14 protein-coding genes are annotated in these 16,088 nt (G+C 57.7%); 10 read left to right on the top strand and 4 right to left on the bottom strand.

Annotated features, from left to right (window positions below; translation table 11 throughout):
* Nucleotides 1–85: 85 nt before the first annotated feature.
* On the top strand, nt 86–2,377 hold the full coding sequence (opgB, locus tag AC6I77_RS02580) for a phosphatidylglycerol--membrane-oligosaccharide glycerophosphotransferase (protein WP_497816698.1): 2,292 nt from the start codon (nt 86–88) through the stop codon (nt 2,375–2,377).
* Nucleotides 2,378–2,465: 88 nt separating this feature from the next.
* On the opposite strand, the gene AC6I77_RS02575 is transcribed toward opgB, so the two are convergent.
* Complete coding sequence (locus AC6I77_RS02575) at nt 2,466–3,167, bottom strand: GNAT family N-acetyltransferase (protein ID WP_497816697.1); 702 nt, start codon at nt 3,165–3,167, stop codon at nt 2,466–2,468.
* Nucleotides 3,168–3,267: 100 nt separating this feature from the next.
* Between AC6I77_RS02575 and pdxR the strand changes: the two genes are divergently transcribed.
* The gene (gene pdxR, locus AC6I77_RS02570) at nt 3,268–4,716 is read left to right on the top strand and encodes a MocR-like pyridoxine biosynthesis transcription factor PdxR (RefSeq protein WP_497817211.1); all 1,449 of its coding nucleotides are present in this window, start codon (nt 3,268–3,270) and stop codon (nt 4,714–4,716) included.
* A gap of 5 nt (nt 4,717–4,721) precedes the next feature.
* Here the strand turns inward: pdxR and AC6I77_RS02565 are convergent, their stop codons facing one another.
* Nucleotides 4,722–5,807 (bottom strand): LacI family DNA-binding transcriptional regulator, encoded by a 1,086-nt coding sequence (locus tag AC6I77_RS02565; protein WP_039658844.1) that lies wholly within the window; start codon nt 5,805–5,807, stop codon nt 4,722–4,724.
* Between the two features lie 193 nt (nt 5,808–6,000).
* Here AC6I77_RS02565 and AC6I77_RS02560 point away from each other — a divergent pair, with 193 nt between their 5' ends.
* From AC6I77_RS02560 to AC6I77_RS02545, 4 genes are all read left to right on the top strand, one after another.
* Entirely contained in the window at nt 6,001–6,813 is an 813-nt protein-coding gene (locus AC6I77_RS02560) for an ABC transporter substrate-binding protein (RefSeq protein WP_497816696.1), read from the top strand.
* 61 nt (nt 6,814–6,874) lie between these two features.
* Complete coding sequence (locus AC6I77_RS02555) at nt 6,875–7,681, top strand: amino acid ABC transporter permease (RefSeq protein ID WP_497816695.1); 807 nt, start codon at nt 6,875–6,877, stop codon at nt 7,679–7,681.
* Nucleotides 7,674–8,435, top strand: coding sequence for an amino acid ABC transporter ATP-binding protein (locus AC6I77_RS02550; RefSeq protein ID WP_105099530.1), 762 nt, complete (start codon nt 7,674–7,676; stop codon nt 8,433–8,435). The genes AC6I77_RS02555 and AC6I77_RS02550 overlap by 8 nt, the downstream gene beginning before the upstream one ends.
* 19 nt (nt 8,436–8,454) lie before the next feature.
* Nucleotides 8,455–9,567, top strand: coding sequence for an NAD(P)/FAD-dependent oxidoreductase (locus tag AC6I77_RS02545; protein ID WP_039658850.1), 1,113 nt, complete (start codon nt 8,455–8,457; stop codon nt 9,565–9,567).
* 33 nt (nt 9,568–9,600) lie between these two features.
* On the opposite strand, the gene AC6I77_RS02540 is transcribed toward AC6I77_RS02545, so the two are convergent.
* Nucleotides 9,601–10,116 (bottom strand): RcnB family protein, encoded by a 516-nt coding sequence (locus AC6I77_RS02540; protein ID WP_078804773.1) that lies wholly within the window; start codon nt 10,114–10,116, stop codon nt 9,601–9,603.
* 126 nt (nt 10,117–10,242) lie between these two features.
* Nucleotides 10,243–11,496, bottom strand: a complete 1,254-nt coding sequence (locus AC6I77_RS02535) for a serine hydrolase domain-containing protein (RefSeq protein WP_140033770.1) — start codon at nt 11,494–11,496, stop codon at nt 10,243–10,245.
* Between the two features lie 241 nt (nt 11,497–11,737).
* On the opposite strand from AC6I77_RS02535, the gene AC6I77_RS02530 reads away from it, so the two are divergent.
* The 4 genes from AC6I77_RS02530 (at nt 11,738) to AC6I77_RS02515 (ending at nt 16,015) form a co-directional block, all read left to right on the top strand.
* Nucleotides 11,738–12,406 (top strand): YecA/YgfB family protein, encoded by a 669-nt coding sequence (locus AC6I77_RS02530; RefSeq protein WP_003850904.1) that lies wholly within the window; start codon nt 11,738–11,740, stop codon nt 12,404–12,406.
* Nucleotides 12,407–12,587: 181 nt separating this feature from the next.
* Nucleotides 12,588–13,181: a response regulator transcription factor UhpA gene (gene uhpA / locus AC6I77_RS02525; protein WP_078804775.1), complete on the top strand. Its 594-nt coding sequence runs from the start codon at nt 12,588–12,590 to the stop codon at nt 13,179–13,181.
* Complete coding sequence (uhpB, locus tag AC6I77_RS02520; RefSeq protein WP_286865924.1) at nt 13,178–14,677, top strand: signal transduction histidine-protein kinase/phosphatase UhpB; 1,500 nt, start codon at nt 13,178–13,180, stop codon at nt 14,675–14,677. The genes uhpA and uhpB overlap by 4 nt, the downstream gene beginning before the upstream one ends.
* Nucleotides 14,678–14,686: 9 nt before the next feature.
* On the top strand, nt 14,687–16,015 hold the full coding sequence (locus tag AC6I77_RS02515) for an MFS transporter (RefSeq protein ID WP_003850910.1): 1,329 nt from the start codon (nt 14,687–14,689) through the stop codon (nt 16,013–16,015).
* Nucleotides 16,016–16,088 lie beyond the last annotated feature (73 nt).

Below are 16,088 nucleotides of genomic sequence, written 5' to 3'. Positions count from 1 at the left end.
AGCCAATATAGATTGTCGAAAAACCATCCCCCGAAGATGGCTGGTTGCGTGAAGCCTCGCGTAACCCTGAAAAGAGGATTTCCCATTGTCCGAATTGGTGTCCGTCGCCTTGTTTCTGGCCGCTATTGCCATTTATTCCTGTAAAGCCGGGCGTAACAAATTCTGGTTTATTGTTGTTCTGATTCTGCTGGTGCTTTTCGTTGTGCTGAACGCCACCCTTTATGCCAGCAACTATTTTACGGGTGACGGCATCAACGATGCGGTGCTGTATACCCTGACCAATAGCCTGACCGGCGCGGGCGTCAGTAAATATGTGGTGCCGGCGATTGGCCTGATCATCGTACTGTTTCTGCTGTTCTGCCTGCTGTCGTGGATTCTGCGTCGGCGTAAGCGTCCCCATCACATGGGCTGGTCGCTGCTTGCGGCTGTCTGCGCGCTCGGCTCCGTGCAGACCACCCCGGCTTTTCGCCAGGTCGCGACGCTGATTGTGTCGCATACCCAACTGGCGGATTCTGACTTCGACAACTTCTACAGAGTGCCGCGTAATCGCATTGAGCAGCCGCACCTCAACGTGGTTTACATCTATGGTGAAAGCTTAGAGCGCACCTATTTTAACCCCATCGCTTTTCCTGGCTTAGCGCCGGAGCTAAGCCGGCAGAAAGAGCAGAGCATCGACTTCAGCGAAACCGAACAGCTGCCTGGCACCGATTACACTATCGCGGGCATGGTTGCCTCACAGTGTGGCATTCCACTGTTTGCGCCGTTTGATGGCAATGCGTCGGCGTCACTCTCCAGTTTCTATCCCCAGAACGTCTGTCTGGGCGACATCCTGAAAAACTCCGGCTACCAGAACTGGTTTATTCAGGGCGCCGATCTGCGCTTTGCCGGTAAAGATATCTTCCTGAAATCGCACGGTTTCGATCCCGAAAACCTGTATGGTTCGCAGGAACTGAAAAGCCGCGTTGCCGATCCCACCTACCGCAATAACTGGGGTTATTACGACGACACCGTGCTGGATGAAGTCTTTGAGAAATATCAGGAACTCTCACAGGCCGGTAAACCTTTTGCGCTGTTTACCCTGACCGTCGACACCCATCATCCTGACGGGTTTATCTCGCGCAGCTGCGATCGCCGGAGTTACAGCATTGAGGGCAAACCAAACCAGTCATTCAGTGCAGTCGCCTGTTCGCAGGAGCATGTTGCGCGTCTGATTTCGCGCATACAGGCATCACCGTGGTTCAAAAATACCGTGATTGTGGTGAGTTCCGATCATCTGGCGATGAACAACACGGCGCATGCATGGCTGGTTAAACAGCCTCGTCGCAATCTGTTCATGGTGATTCGCGGCGATAAACCGCAGGCGGAGCTGATGGAGGCGAGGCGCAGCACGCTGGATAATGGCGCCACGCTGCTGGATATTCTTGGTGGTGACAATGCGATTGGTCTGGGCCGCAGCAGCCTCTCCTCGATTTCGCTCTCCACCCAGTTCGACGATATGAAAAGTAAGGTGACGAGCTGGAAACCCGACATCATCCAGTTGTGGAACTTCCCGAAAAAAATAGACGACTTCACGGTGGATCAGGCGAAGAATACATTCAGCTTCTCAGGTACCACCTTTAAATTGCCGATTCTGTTCCGTATCAGTGACAAGCATGTAGAGCCGATGCCGGAAGGAGAATATTCGGCTCCGCTGCGCTATCAGCTGGCCGATTTTGCCGCCGCTGATAAATTCCTCTGGGTCGATCGCTGTTTTAAAATGGCGCGGCTCTGGCAGCCTTCGCTGGCCCTCTCCAGCGATCTCTGTGTCGCAATGGGGCAGCTCGGTGGCACGCCGTCGGTGACGCACGTCGATAAAGCGCAGTGGAAAGGCAACGTGAAGTTCCCGGACGGCGCCGTCAGCGATGCGCGTTACCAGCAGAACCTGGCGCAGCTTCGTATTGAAGATAACAATATTCGCTACATCGCCGACAGCTTCCGGCTCGACGTGCCCGGCGCACCGGAGAGTGTTAAAAGCTTTAGCGGCATCTCACGACCAGAAATCTGGGGACGCTGGTCTAACGCCAATCTCGCACCAGAAGTGCATATCGACTATGTCGATGCGCTGCCCGCAAAGTTCGATCTGGTGATCACCGCGCGCGCATATGGCCCCAATGCACACCGCGCCATTCCGGTTCGGGTCGGCGACCAGCAGCAGTTGCTGTCGCTGGGTGAAGAGATATCGACGCATACCCTGCATTTTGACAATCCAACTGCCAGCCATCGTCTGGTGATTGCACCACCGGAGCCACAACTGAGTAACACCGGCAATATCACCGGTCAGGATCCGCGCAAATTAGGCATTGGTATGGTTGAAATTAAAATCGTACCACAGTCATAACGCCCGTTTTTCTGGTCACGCCTCTGCGGATTACCGCAGAGGCCCATCACCTCAAATCCTGTCTGACTTAACCGGGTCAGCTCCCTGCTCAGGGCCTGTCGCGCAGCGCTTCCAGCTTCTCGCGCTGCTGACCGTCGGCGGTAAAGTTATCCGCGGCCAGCCAGCGCTGCATCCCCTTTTTCACCTGTGGCCATTCGCTGTCGATAATCGAGAACCAGCTGGTGTCACGCGAACGCCCTTTATAGACGATGGCCTGACGGAACTCGCCTTCAAAACGGAAACCAAGCCTTGCCGCCGCTTTTCGTGAAGGGGCATTACAGCTGTCGCACTTCCATTCATAACGGCGATAACCCAGCGTTTCAAACGCGTAACGCATTAGCAAAAAGTGCGCTTCCGTTGCCATGCGGGTCTGCTTCAGCAGCGGCGAAAAGGTGACATGCCCGACCTCCATCACGCCATGTTCAGGCTGAATGCGCATTAACGACAGGGTGCCCACTGCCTGCTCTGTAGCGAGATCGATCACAGCGAAATGCAGCGGGTCGCGGCTGGGCTCCAGTTGCTTTGCATAATTCTGAAATGCCTGCCTGTCACTAAACGGCCCCATAAACAGATAAGTCCAGTCACGCTCATCCTCCGCCAGCGACCACGCCTCAAACAGGGCATCGCTATGTCGTGCCACGCTGTAAGGCTCCAGCCGACACGCCTGGCCAGTGAAACTCTGATGCTTCGGCAATGGACGGGTTTGCCAGTCTGGTAAAGGCTGACCGTATTGATTCAGGTGTTGTGACATATCGCCTCCCGGCTGCAGATAATAGCCGCAGATTGCCACTATCCTGGTGGGTTAAAAAGGTCCACTATCATGAAGAATGATAGATCCACGAGAAGAGACAATGAAATCGGTGATCCCGCCATTACTGCTGGCTCCCTTACGATCGGCAGCCGGTACGACGCTGCAACAGCAACTCTATCAGCGGATAAAACAGGGCATTCTGCAAGGCCAGCTGGCTGCCGGCACGGTGTTACCGGCGACACGGCAGCTGGCACATGAGCTGCAGGTTTCGCGGAATACCGTGCTGAACGTCTGGACACAGCTGCAGGCAGAGGGCTATCTGATGAGCGATCGGCAAGGCAGCCGCATCAGCTCACTGGCTTTGCCGGCCCGGCAGGCGGATGACGACACGTTAGCCAGCTGGCCGCTGGCAAAACGGATTGATGCCTTTCACCCAGGTCAGTGGATCGACACCGGCTCATTGCCCCTGCGTCCTGGCATACCTGCCCTGAACCATTTCCCGATGGCGGCATGGCGCCGGGCGCTTAGTCAGGTCATGAGCCACACGCCGCCGCATCTGCTCGGTTATGGCGATCCGTTTGGCGAAGCAGAATTGCGTTCCGTACTGGCGCAGCAGTTGCGTATCACGCGCGGTGTACGTTGTGATGCCGGACAGATCGTGATTACTGAAGGCGTGCAGCAGGCGCTTGCGCTGTGTGTCACCCTGCTGAGTAATCCGGGCGATCAGGGCTGGATTGAAGAGCCGGGCTACCGCAATGCCAAAGCGGCTCTGCAGGCCGGGCAGCTTAACCTTGTCCCGATCCCCACCGATGAACAGGGAATGGCGCCCGAGCCGGAACACTGGACTGCGGCACCACCCCGCCTGATTTATACGACGCCTACTCATCAGTATCCTACCGGCGTAGTGATGAGCGCGGCCCGGCGTCTGGCGCTGATTGCCGCCGCCCGGCAGCACCAGGCGTGGATTATTGAAGATGATTATGATGGCGACTTCCATTACCACGGTGAGCCCATTATGGCGATGCAGGGCATGACAGATAATGCCCCGGTTATCTACCTCGGCTCATTCAGCAAGACCCTGTTCCCTGCGCTGCGTATCGGTTTTATGGTGCTGCCCGCGCCGCTGGTCAAGCGTCTTCGACCGGCACTGCATCAGATCCTGCGCGGCGGAAACCGTCTGGAGCAGCAGGCGCTGACCCGTTTTATTCTCAATGGTGATTATCGTCGCCATCTGGGCAAAATGCGTCGTCTCTATCGTCAGCGACAGGCACTGCTGCGAACCGGACTACAGCGCGCTGCGGGTCAGGCGATTTCGTTGCTGGGCGGTAACAGCGGTATGCATCTGGTGCTGCCACTCGAGCCTCATCGGGATGACGTCGCCATTACCCGCAAGCTGCACCAGGCTGGCTACGCGCCTGGTGCTCTTTCGACTTTCTATCTGACTGAACCGGTGCAGCAGGGGCTGGTTATTGGATACGGTAACTGTAGCGACACACAGATTACCGCAGCCACAGGCCAGCTAAGTCGATTACTTGGCTGGCCCGGCTAACGTGATCATTTCGCGCTGATGAGGCTGGCCGGTGCGGCAATCGACTGGCGAATCATCAGACGGGCATCAAAGCGCGGCATCGGCCCGACGGCTTCGCCGCGTATCTCTGCAATCAGGCGTCGTGCCGCTTCACGGCCCATCTCATAGACTGGCTGCGCCACCACCGTCAGCGGCGGGGTGACAATCTCACTCCACGGAAAATTGTCATACATAACAAATGAGAGATCGGCAGGGATTCGCAGTCCGCGCTGCGTCACTTCACGCAGCAGCCACATCGCGACCACGCTGTCAGAGGCCACCAGCGCCGTGGGCGGCTGCGGACGCTGCCACAGCTCGGCCACGATACGGGCGATTTCCACTTCATCCAGCGCGTTCACTTTCACCAGCGTCGGATCAAATTCCACACCCGCGGCGGCAAAGGCCTGCATCATGCCGCCGACGCGCTGGGCGACTGGCGTCAGGCCAAAATCGCCTGGCGTGCTGTAGTCGGTTGCCAATGCCATGCTGGTGATATAGGCGATATAACGGTGGCCTGCCTCCAGTAACCGGGCGGTGGCGTCTGCGGCGACATCAGTAAATTCGCAGCAGATCGCCTCTACTTTAAGGCCATTCACAGCGCGATCAAACAATTTCACTGCTCTGCCCTCCTCCAGAACCTGAGTCAGGTGACTGTTGAGATGGTGCTCTGAACAGCAGGGCGCAACGATAATGCCGTCAACCCGCTTTTCCAGCATCACCCGCACCGCATCCTGCTCAGCCTGCAGCTTTTCATCGCTGTTACTGAGCAGCAGATGGTAACCGGCCGTGCGCGCCACATCGGCCATGCCGCGCAGCGCCAGGCCAAAGTGGGGATTTTCGATATCGCCGACAATCACTCCAATGGTATTGGAACGTCCTGTGTTCATGCTGCGGGCCAGAGCATTCAGACGGTAGCCCAGCGCGGTGGCGGCGCTGTTGACCCGCTCCTGCACTTCATCACTGACTGCCCCATAGCCTCCCAGCGCGCGCGCCGCCTGAGCTTTAGAGACTTTTGCTGCGCGTGCCACATCCGCCACGGTAGGCGCTTTCGATTGCCGTTTCTGACTCGTCATAATTATTTTGAATCACAGGTTGATGACAGGAATATTGACGCCGAAAAAAGGCTGTGCTTAAACTCATTGTAACCCCTTGAGACCGGTCTCACAATGCCCATGTCTTAAGGTGCCACCTGTGTTGAGACCGGTCTCAATTATAATCGCTGGCTCAACAGTCTCTGATGTTTAAACCTGCAAAAACGGATGAGCTATGAAATCGCAAACCCCCCGGGGCAAACTGCTGGGCACACTGCTCGCACTCTGTCCACTTTCGTTCTGTACGCTGGCTGCCAGCGATAACAATCCTTATGGGCTGATCGAACCCGACCAGCTACGCATCGCCAGCGTCGGCGACTCCAAACCCTATACCTTCACGGATGCCAGCGGTCAGTTCACCGGCTTCGACGTCGAATTCTTCAGAAATGTCGCCCACCGAATCGGAATCGATAAGGTCGATTTTATTGGTCAAGACTTCTCGGCGATTATGCCAGCAGTGGCCAATGGTCAGTATGACGCGGCGGTGGCGGCTATCGGCATCACCCCGGCGCGGGAAAAGACGGTCGACTTTTCAACCGGCTATCTGGCGGGATTTCTCACCGTTCTCACCCGCGCTGACAGCGGCGTGAAGAATGTCGCCGGCCTGGCGAAACACCGGCTTGGCGTCGTTCAGGGCACGCTGCAGGAGAGCTATGCCGTCGAACACTTCACCCAGACCGATCTTGTCCGCTTCCCGGATAACAACAGCGCCGTTTCCGCACTCAACAACGGCACGTTAGACGCCATCTTCCTCGACTATGAGGCGGCAAAAAGCTATGCCGAACGCTTCAGGCTGGTCTCTGCCGCCGACATCCCCTCGTTTGATGCACCGGCCGGCATTGCCATTGCCAAAGGCAAGCCCGCCTTCAAGGCCGCACTGGACAAGGCCATCAAAGCCGCCATGCAGGATGGCACCTGGCAACGGCTCTATGAGAAATGGTTTCCCGGATCGCCGATGCCAAAACAGTATCTGCCTGGCGGCCAGTAAAGAGGCGGACGTTCGCGTCCTGAGTTAACCGGGGGAACCCCCGCCCTGCATGGAGACGGCGATGGACTTGCTCACCATTCTTTCCCGCACCTTCTTTGATTTTCCATCAATGATGGAAGTGCTGCCGCAGATGCTGGCCACCGGACTGGTCAACACGGTGATTATCTCGCTGGCGGCAACGCTGCTCGGCACGCTGTTTGGTCTTCTGCTGGCGCTGATGGGCATCTCGCCTTCACGCTGGCTGCGACTGCCTGCCCGGCTCTATACCGATCTGTTTCGAGGTCTGCCCTCTATTCTAACTATTCTTCTGATTGGTCAGGGCCTGGCGCGATTCAGCTATCAGCTGTTCGGTCCGACACCCTACCCACTGGGGATCTTCGCGCTTAGCATGATCGCCAGCGCCTATATGGGCGAGATTTTCCGCGCCGGTATTCAGAGTGTTGAACGCGGCCAGATGGAAGCCTGCCGCGCGCTGGGGATGAGTTATGGACGGGCAATGCGACTGGTGGTGATCCCGCAGGGGATCCGCCGCGTGCTGCCCGCCATCGTTAACCAGTTTATCGCCATCATCAAAGATTCCTCGCTGGTCTATCTACTGGGCCTGATGACCCAGCAGCGCGAGCTGTTCCGCGTGGGTCAGGATGCGGCGGTACTCACCGGCAATCTCTCGCCCCTGATGCTGGCCGGACTGTTCTATCTGATCATCACCGTACCGCTGACGCACATGGTCAACTATGTCGATGTGCGTTATCGCACTGGTCGCCGTCGCCTGACGGTTCCGCAAAGCGGCTTAAAAGAGGTGGATGAAGTCAGGCCGCCCAGCGGCGCACTGATCACGCATCCCCGCATCGGAGGCAACCATGAATAACCTGAGCAGCACAACGGACGCGACCTGGCACGGTGCCAGCCTGGAGCTGCGCGAGCTGACGCTGGCCTATGGCCCGATTGAGGTGCTGCGTAAGGTCTCGCTGCGGGTTGCGCCTGGCAGCACCACCTGCATCATCGGGCCATCCGGCTCAGGTAAATCGACACTGCTGCGCGGCATCAACCGACTGCATGAGCCGCAATCGGGAGATGTCCTGCTGGCTGACCGATCCGTGCTGCACGACAAGCCCGATACGCTGCGGCTGCGGATTGGCATGGTGTTTCAACACTTCAATCTCTTCCCCGATCACAGCGCGCTGGAGAACGTGGCGCTGGCCCCGTGGCGGGTCAAAGGCCTGCCCAAAGCGCAGGCGATGGCGATAGCGCGTCAGCGGCTGGAAGAGGTCGGGCTGGGTCAGCGCGCAGACCACCGGCCACGCGATCTCTCCGGCGGCCAGCAGCAGCGTGTCGCGATTGCCCGTGCGCTGGCGATGGATCCCGAAGTCATGCTGTTTGACGAGGCGACCTCCGCGCTCGATCCCGAACTGGTGAAAGGTGTCCTGACGCTGATGGCGGATCTCTGTCGTCGCGGCATGACGATGGTAGTGGTGACACATGAAATGGGCTTTGCGCGCAAAGTGGCGGATCAGGTGGTGTTTATGGATGAAGGCGAGATTGTTGAAGCCGGGCCGCCGGGCGCCATTTTTGATGCACCGCAGTCACCGCGTCTGCAACGTTTTCTCTCTGAAGTGCTGTAACTGAGTAAGGAACCTGATAATGGCAGTAAAAACTGAAATGAACGTGGTGGTACTGGGTGGTGGCGTCATCGGTGTGTCGACGGCGCTGGAGCTGACAAAACGCGGTGCCACCGTCACACTGGTGACCGAAGCCGCGCTCTGTTCCGGGGCATCGGGACGCTCGCTGTCGTGGCTTAACTCGGCGGGTGAACGCTCCTTGCCCTATCACGCGCTGCGTATGGCGGGCATTGATCGCTATCGCACCTTATTTGCTCAGCATCCTGACCTCGACTGGCTGCGTTTTGATGGCGGGGTCTGTTGGTTTAGCGACGATGAGGCCGGAACGCAGGCGCGGCATGCCTATGAAAAAGCACACGGCTACGACTCACAGCTAATAACCGCGGATACCGTGGCGCAGGCAGATGCGACGATCGATCCCGATGCGCTGCCGTCACAGGCGATATTCAATCCCGGTGAAGGCTGGGTCAGCCTGCCACACCTGACCGATTATCTGGTGAATCAGTTCCGGGCGCGCGGGGGTGAAGTGATAGAGCACGCCGGTAAAACCAGTGTGATCACCGGGCATGGCCGTGCCTGCGGCATCCGCAATGATCTGGGAGAACTGCGGGCTGATGCGGTGGTAGTCGCCTGCGGCCCCTGGACACCGGATGTGGTTGCACCACTGGGCGTATCGATCCCCAACGGATCGCCCGTCTCAATGCTGGTGATCACTGAACCAAGCCAACATGAACTCAAAGCGGTGCTGAACACGCCACGCGCCGCTATCCGGCCCAACCCTGGCAACCGTTACGCTCTGGATCATGACTGGTATGAGGAAGATATCCAGCCACTGGCCGGAGGCGATTACCATATTGATAAGCAGGTGGTGGCGAAGCTGGCGGACGAAGCGAGCAGGCTATTACGTGGCAGCGAGTCGCTCAGCGTCCAGAGCTGGAAAATTGGCCTGAAGCCGATTCCCGGTGATGGCGATCCGGTGCTGGGCCAACTGCAGAAGGTGCCGGGCTGTTTTGTCGCGTTCACGCATTCGGGCGCAACGCTGGCGCTGATTGTCGGAGAATTACTGGCGGAAGAGATCGTAAGCGGTGAGAAGCATCCGATGCTGGCGAGCTTTGGTGCGGAGCGTTTCAGCTAAAAAAAGCCGGTCATTGCGACCGGCTGATTTTATTTAGCCACGGAAGAAGATATCGCCTGATTTACCCATGACGATTTTGCCGGTGTCATTGGTAATAAGAATGTAGTTGGCGTTGATATAGGCCCAGTGGGTATTTGCCTGCGGGGCGGGCAGATTACGCTTTTGCCACTCGGTGATGGTGTACGTTTTATCGGTGTACTTCTCTGGCACGATGTCACCGATTTTGTACTCTTTGTAGTCGATGATGATGGTGCTGAGTTCGTAATTAGGGCGTGCGCCGTTGGACGGTGCCGGAGAAGTCGGCGTCGTCGGCGTAATGCCATCATTAGATTGTGAGCTGGTCTGTGGCTGGTTTTGTGCGGCACCAGCGTCCGGCTGAACGCTGCCCGTATCAGGCGTAGCGGGCTGGGCACCCGGGTTTGCAGGCTGAATCTGCGGTGGTGGCGGAACGCTATCCGTTGCTTCGCCAGCAGCCTGTACAGCGGGGATCAGGCTCAGTGAGCCAACCAGTAATCCCATTGATAAAAGTACACGTTGAGTCCTGCGCATAATGATTTCCACGTTGAATTTTGACAGTCAGGCTAAAATTTATCGCACTTCAGTTCCGGTACGCTAATGCTATGTGTAAGGCAAAACAGCGCGATTCACTTTACTGCGCACAGCTCAGGTAACGGATCACTGTACGACCACTTTATCCTGAGTTGCCAAATCGACCAACAACGCAATGCCTAAATAGTTGCTCCAGTTAAAGCCGTTCTGCAGCACCACGATCGCATTGCCGTTACGTTTATCGTAGCCGATAAAACTGGCGTAACCGCCGATATACCCCACCTGATAGGTGATCTGCTGACCTTCAATCGTGTCGGTAACCCAGGCGATGTTCTGCGCCTGCGTCCCCTGCTGATACCATGCGCAGTTCACCGCCATAAACGCCCGACCCCGCGCCGTATCATCGGTGGCATCAAGATGTGCGCGCAAATAAGCACTCAGGTCACGCGCATTACTGTAGAGACTGGCCGCCGCCACCATATTGCCGCGAAAATGCCAGTCGGGCGTCAGCGAGCCACGGCGGATAAATTTTGGCTGATCGCCTGCATGGCCCAGCGCACGCAGCGGATAGCCTGGCAGCGTTTCCGGGACAAAACTGCTTTGACTCATCTTTAGCGGGGTAAAGATAAGCTGTGACGCCAGCGTCTGAATCTCCTGATGAAAACGGGTGCGTATGATAAAACCGAGCAGCGCATAGCCGAGATTGGAGTAGTGTGGCATGCGTACCGCAGGTGCAGAGAAGTCCGCCAGATAAGTCAGCAGTCTGTCACTGTCGAGATTGCCATAGAAATTCTCGCCAGTGCCCAGATAACCCACGAACTGCAACAGCATCGGCAGGTCCATATCCTGACGCGGCAGGCCTGAGGTATGCGTCACCAGTTGCAGCAGGGTGATGCGCTGCGCATCAGCACTAAGATGAACCTCTTTCGGTAGCAGGTCGGCCAGCGTATCACTCCAGCGCAGCTTACCCTGTTCAACCAGCTGGATAATCACTTCAGCCGTCACGCCTTTACTCAGCGAGCCCAGCGCAAACAGGGTATCGGGCGTGATCGGATAGCGATGCGCCCCATCAGTAACGCCAAACGGGTAATAGCGGGTCGGGCCGCCGTGATGAATAACGGCAATGCTGATGCCGGGAACCTGCTTCTGCTGCATGTAGTGATGCACGATGTCATCGACATTTTCGTGAAAGGTGGCGTGCGTCAGATAAACGCGGTCGCCTACCGGCGCGGAGGTTTGCGACAGGGTTCCACAGCCCGCCAGCAGGAAGATCATGACGGGCATAAATCGCATTATGACTCTGCCGATCCCGTGGCTGCTATCGGCCAGCCGTGCGAGATATACAGCTAAAGCCTGGCTGCCGGAAAATCCATTTTTCATTTAATAATCATCAGGTTAATTTTATTTACTACGCAGCAGCCTCTCTGCAGCGCAAAAATGTACCACAAAGTGCAGCAGGCTATCGCCTGCATAATGGGGTCAAAATGGTGTTAAACGCGGTTTAACCTCATGCCAGCGCCGGACAGGGTTAGCTGTGTTGAACGCCCACAAGGGTGTACACTGCTGCGGTTTTAAGGCTCAACGCCGCGCTGAAATTTTCACATGCCCGGGAGGCAACCGCATGAAAGAAGGCCCACTGTCCGAGAAAGAGCTGCAATGGCTGGAAGATATGCTGGAAAAATATGGCAGCGAAGCGTCGATTATTGATGTCTCCGAGCTGGATGGTCTGCTGACTGCCGTTCTCTCCGGCCCCACTACCGTTGAACCCAGCCAGTGGCTGGTGGCCCTTTGGGGCGGCGAGAAGCAGATTCCAAAATGGAGCAACGAGCGTGAAATGACGCGCTTTATGTCGCTGTGCTTCCAGCATATGAATGATGTGGCTGATCGTTTATCTGAGTTCCCGGAGCAGTTTGAACCGCTGTTTGGCATCCGCGAGATGGAAGGTCTGGAATTTACCGTGGTGGAAGAGTGGTGCTTCGGTTACATGCGCGGTGTCGCGCTGACCGACTGGTCTGCCCTGCCTGCGGATCTGCAGCCTGCGCTGGACGCTATCGCTCTGCACGGCGTGGAAGAGAATCTCGAAAAGATCGACGCCATGACGCCAGACGAAATGGAAGCCAGCATTGAGGCGATCCGCCCTGCCGCCCTGGCGCTGCACGATCACTGGATCTCTCAGCCGGAAGCGATTCCCGTGCCTCAGAAACCGGTCGCGGCAGAGAAACTGCCTGGCCGCAACGATCCCTGCCCGTGCGGCAGCGGCAAAAAATATAAGCAGTGCTGTCTCCATTGATTGACTGCTTAGCCTCACGATCTGCCGGGCGGCTATTTGGCCCGGCATGCTTCTCTCACGATCCACGACAGTTTGACCTGCATCACTCTACCCATCTTCTTACCTGAATAGACTGCTCACGACTTGAACAGCTTCACGCTTATCGCTAAGGTAAGCGCGATTTTACCCGTCAGGAATAACCATGATCACCATCGCGCTGATTGACGATCACCTCATCGTCCGCTCCGGCTTTGCCCAGCTGCTGAGCCTGGAATCTGATTTCCAGGTGGTGGCGGAATTTGGTTCTGGCCGTGAGGCACTGGCAGGTTTACCGGGCTGTGGCGTTCAGGTCTGTATTTGCGATATTTCGATGCCAGATCTCTCCGGGCTGGCGCTGCTGAGCAAGCTGCCGGCGGGCCTGGCCACCATCATGCTTTCAGTCCATGACAGTCCGGCTCTGGTGGAACAGGCACTTAATGCCGGTGCGCGCGGATTTCTCTCTAAACGCTGTCGTCCCGATGAGCTGATCGCGGCGGTGCGCACGGTCTCCACAGGCGGCTGTTATCTGACGCCAGAGATTGCGATCAAGCTGGCCGCTGGTCGGCAGGACCCGCTTACCCGACGTGAACGTCAGGTGGCAGAAAAACTCTCACAGGGCATGGCGGTTAAGGAAATTGCCGTTGAGCTGGCGCTGTCACCGAAAACCGTACATGTTCATCGCGCGAATCTGATGGAGAAGCTCGGCGTCAGCAATGATGTGGAGCTGGCGCGCCGCATGTTTGATGGCTGGCAATGAGTCCTTTTGTTTCGCGGCTGATCTCCGTTGTCGCCAGCTTTTTTATCTTTTCGGCGGCCTGGTTCTGCCTGTGGAGTATCAGCCTGCATCTGGTGGAACGCCCGGAACTGGCGGTGCTGCTATTCCCGTTTGGCCTGCGTCTGGGGCTGATGCTGCAATGTCCACGCGCTTACTGGCCGGTGCTGCTGGCAGGTGAGTGGATCATGCTGGTCTGGCTGGCGAAGGTGGTCGCGCTGGCGCATCTGCCGCTGTTAATGGCGGGCAGTGTACTGACGCTGCTGCCAGTGGCGCTGATCTCCCATTACCGCCATCAGCGTGACTGGCGCACGCTGCTGAGCCAGGGTGCGGCACTGATCGCCGCGGCGCTGCTGCAATCTCTGGCGTGGGCGGGACAGCAGGAGATGCTGAACGCCCTGCTACTGACGCTCACCGGTGGTCTGACGCTGGCCCCGACCTGCCTGGTCATCTGGCACTATCTCACCAGCACCCGCTGGCAGCCGCTGGGGCCGTCGCTGGTCTCACACCCGGTCAACTGGCGCGCCCGGCATCTTATCTGGTATCTGCTGCTGTTTGTCATCAGTCTCTGGTTGCAGCTTGGCCTGCCCGCTGAACTGTCGCGCTTTACGCCATTCTGTCTGGCACTGCCGATTATTGCTCTGGCCTGGCACTACGGCTGGCAGGGTGCGCTGATCGCGACGCTGATGAATGCAATCGCGCTGATCGCCAGCCAGACCTGGCACGATCATCCGGTCGATCTTCTCCTCTCACTACTGGCCCAAAGTCTGACCGGACTGCTGCTGGGTGCGGGTATCCAGCGGCTGCGCGAGTTGAATCAGTCGCTGCAGAGCGAGCTGGCGCGCAACCGGCTGCTGGCGGAACGGCTGGTCGAAACAGAAGAGAACGTACGCCAGGAGGTGGCGCGCGAACTGCACGATGATATCGGTCAGACGATTACGGCAATCCGCACCCAGGCGGGCATTGTGCAGCGCCTTGCGCCGGATAATGGCCGGGTGATCCAGAGCGGCGTCCATATTGAGCAGCTCTCACTCGGTGTCTACGATTCAGTGCGGCGACTGCTGGGACGTCTGCGACCCCGCCAGTTAGATGACCTGTCACTTGAACAGGCAGTCCGCTCCCTGATGCGTGAGATGGAGCTGGAGGATTGCGGCATCGTCAGTCACCTTGAGTGGCGTATTGATGAGACGCTGCTGAGCGAAGCGCAGCGCGTCACGCTGTTTCGCGTCTGTCAGGAGGGGCTGAACAACATTGTAAAACACGCCAGCGCCAGCGCCGTGATGCTGAAAGGCTGGCAACAGGATTGTCGCGTTTTGCTGGTGATTGAAGATGATGGCTGCGGTCTGCCGCCAGGTTCTGGTCAGCAAAGCTTTGGTCTGGTCGGGATGCGCGAACGCGTGAGTGCGCTGGGCGGCTCCCTGACGATCTCCTGCACCCATGGAACCCGCGTCAGCGTGCATCTGCCGCTGCGTTCGGCCTGAGGAATCACCGTGTTTAACTTCCTGAAAACGCCCGCTAACGCCGCCCCGCTGCAGGACAAAGGTGAGATTGATAGCCGCTATCGCTACTGGCGACGGCACATCATGTCAACCATCTGGATCGGCTATGCCCTGTTCTACTTTACCCGCAAAAGCTTCAACGCGGCAGCACCTGAAGTGATCGCCAGCGGTGTGATGATGCGAACCGATATCGGCCTGCTGGCGACGCTGTTTTACATCACTTATGGCCTGTCGAAGTTCTTCTCCGGTATCGTCAGTGACCGCTCCAATGCCCGCTATTTTATGGGACTGGGGCTGATCGCTACCGGCGTGGTCAATATCCTGTTTGGCTTCTCCACCTCGCTATGGGCTTTTGCGCTGCTGTGGACCATCAACGCCTTTTTCCAGGGCTGGGGCGCGCCGGTCTGCGCGCGCCTGCTGACCAACTGGTATTCGCGTAACGAGCGCGGCGGCTGGTGGGCATTATGGAACACCGCGCACAACGTTGGCGGTGCGGTTATCCCGATCGTTATCGGTGCGGTGGCACTGCACTATGGCTGGCGAACCGGGATGATGATTGCGGGCAGTTTAGCGATACTCGCCGGACTGTTTCTCTGCTGGCGTCTGCGCGACCGGCCTCAGACTGTCGGCCTGCCCACTGTAGGCGACTGGCGACAGGATGAGATGGAGATGGCGCAGCAGCAGGAAGGCGCAGGTCTGAGTCGCAAAGCGATCCTGACCCGCTACGTGCTTTTCAATCCCTATATCTGGCTGCTGTCATTGTGTTACGTGCTGGTCTATGTGGTTCGCGCCGCGCTCAATGACTGGGGGAATCTTTACATCTCCGACACGCTGGGGGTGGATCTGGTGACGGCCAACTCGGTAGTCACCCTGTTTGAGCTGGGCGGTGTGATAGGCGCGCTGGTCGCGGGATGGGGCTCGGACAAGCTGTTTAATGGCAACCGTGGCCCCATGAACCTGATTTTTGCAGCCGGGATTTTGCTTTCCGTCGGCTCACTGTGGCTGATGCCCTTTACCAGTTACGTGATGCAGGCCGCCTGCTTTTTTACTACCGGTTTCTTTGTCTTCGGCCCGCAGATGCTGATCGGCATGGCGGCTGCCGAGTGTTCGCATAAAGAGGCGGCGGGCGCGGCAACCGGCTTCGTCGGTCTTTTCGCCTATCTCGGCGCGTCACTCTCCGGCTGGCCGCTGGCGTGGGTAATCGACGTCTGGCACTGGAGCGGCTTCTTTGCGGTGATTGCCACGGCGGCGGGGATATCCGCCCTGCTGCTGTTGCCGTTTTTAAATGCTCAGGCGCCGAGATCCCTGCCTGAAGCGTGATACGCCTCTCCTTTTTGCCCAAGGTGGGGCAAAACTAAGAAATTTTCCTGGTTTCGCCTGGATGCTGTCTCAG

The organism is Pantoea sp. X-Soil-ISGK-259 (assembly GCF_059730705.1).
Note: the sequence above shows the minus strand (reverse complement) of the source record. Positions and strands in the feature narration are given on the sequence as shown.

Excerpts from the sequence above, each read along its gene's own strand:
- AC6I77_RS02575 (WP_497816697.1), bottom strand. The coding sequence starts at position 3,167 with ATGTCACAACACCTGAATCAATACGGTCAGCCTTTACCAGACTGGCAA.
- pdxR (WP_497817211.1), top strand. The coding sequence starts at position 3,268 with ATGAAATCGGTGATCCCGCCATTACTGCTGGCTCCCTTACGATCGGCA.
- AC6I77_RS02565 (WP_039658844.1), bottom strand. The coding sequence starts at position 5,807 with ATGACGAGTCAGAAACGGCAATCGAAAGCGCCTACCGTGGCGGATGTG.
- AC6I77_RS02560 (WP_497816696.1), top strand. The coding sequence starts at position 6,001 with ATGAAATCGCAAACCCCCCGGGGCAAACTGCTGGGCACACTGCTCGCA.
- AC6I77_RS02555 (WP_497816695.1), top strand. The coding sequence starts at position 6,875 with ATGGACTTGCTCACCATTCTTTCCCGCACCTTCTTTGATTTTCCATCA.
- AC6I77_RS02550 (WP_105099530.1), top strand. The coding sequence starts at position 7,674 with ATGAATAACCTGAGCAGCACAACGGACGCGACCTGGCACGGTGCCAGC.
- AC6I77_RS02545 (WP_039658850.1), top strand. The coding sequence starts at position 8,455 with ATGGCAGTAAAAACTGAAATGAACGTGGTGGTACTGGGTGGTGGCGTC.
- AC6I77_RS02540 (WP_078804773.1), bottom strand. The coding sequence starts at position 10,116 with ATGCGCAGGACTCAACGTGTACTTTTATCAATGGGATTACTGGTTGGC.
- AC6I77_RS02535 (WP_140033770.1), bottom strand. The coding sequence starts at position 11,496 with ATGAAAAATGGATTTTCCGGCAGCCAGGCTTTAGCTGTATATCTCGCA.
- AC6I77_RS02530 (WP_003850904.1), top strand. The coding sequence starts at position 11,738 with ATGAAAGAAGGCCCACTGTCCGAGAAAGAGCTGCAATGGCTGGAAGAT.
- uhpA (WP_078804775.1), top strand. The coding sequence starts at position 12,588 with ATGATCACCATCGCGCTGATTGACGATCACCTCATCGTCCGCTCCGGC.
- uhpB (WP_286865924.1), top strand. The coding sequence starts at position 13,178 with ATGAGTCCTTTTGTTTCGCGGCTGATCTCCGTTGTCGCCAGCTTTTTT.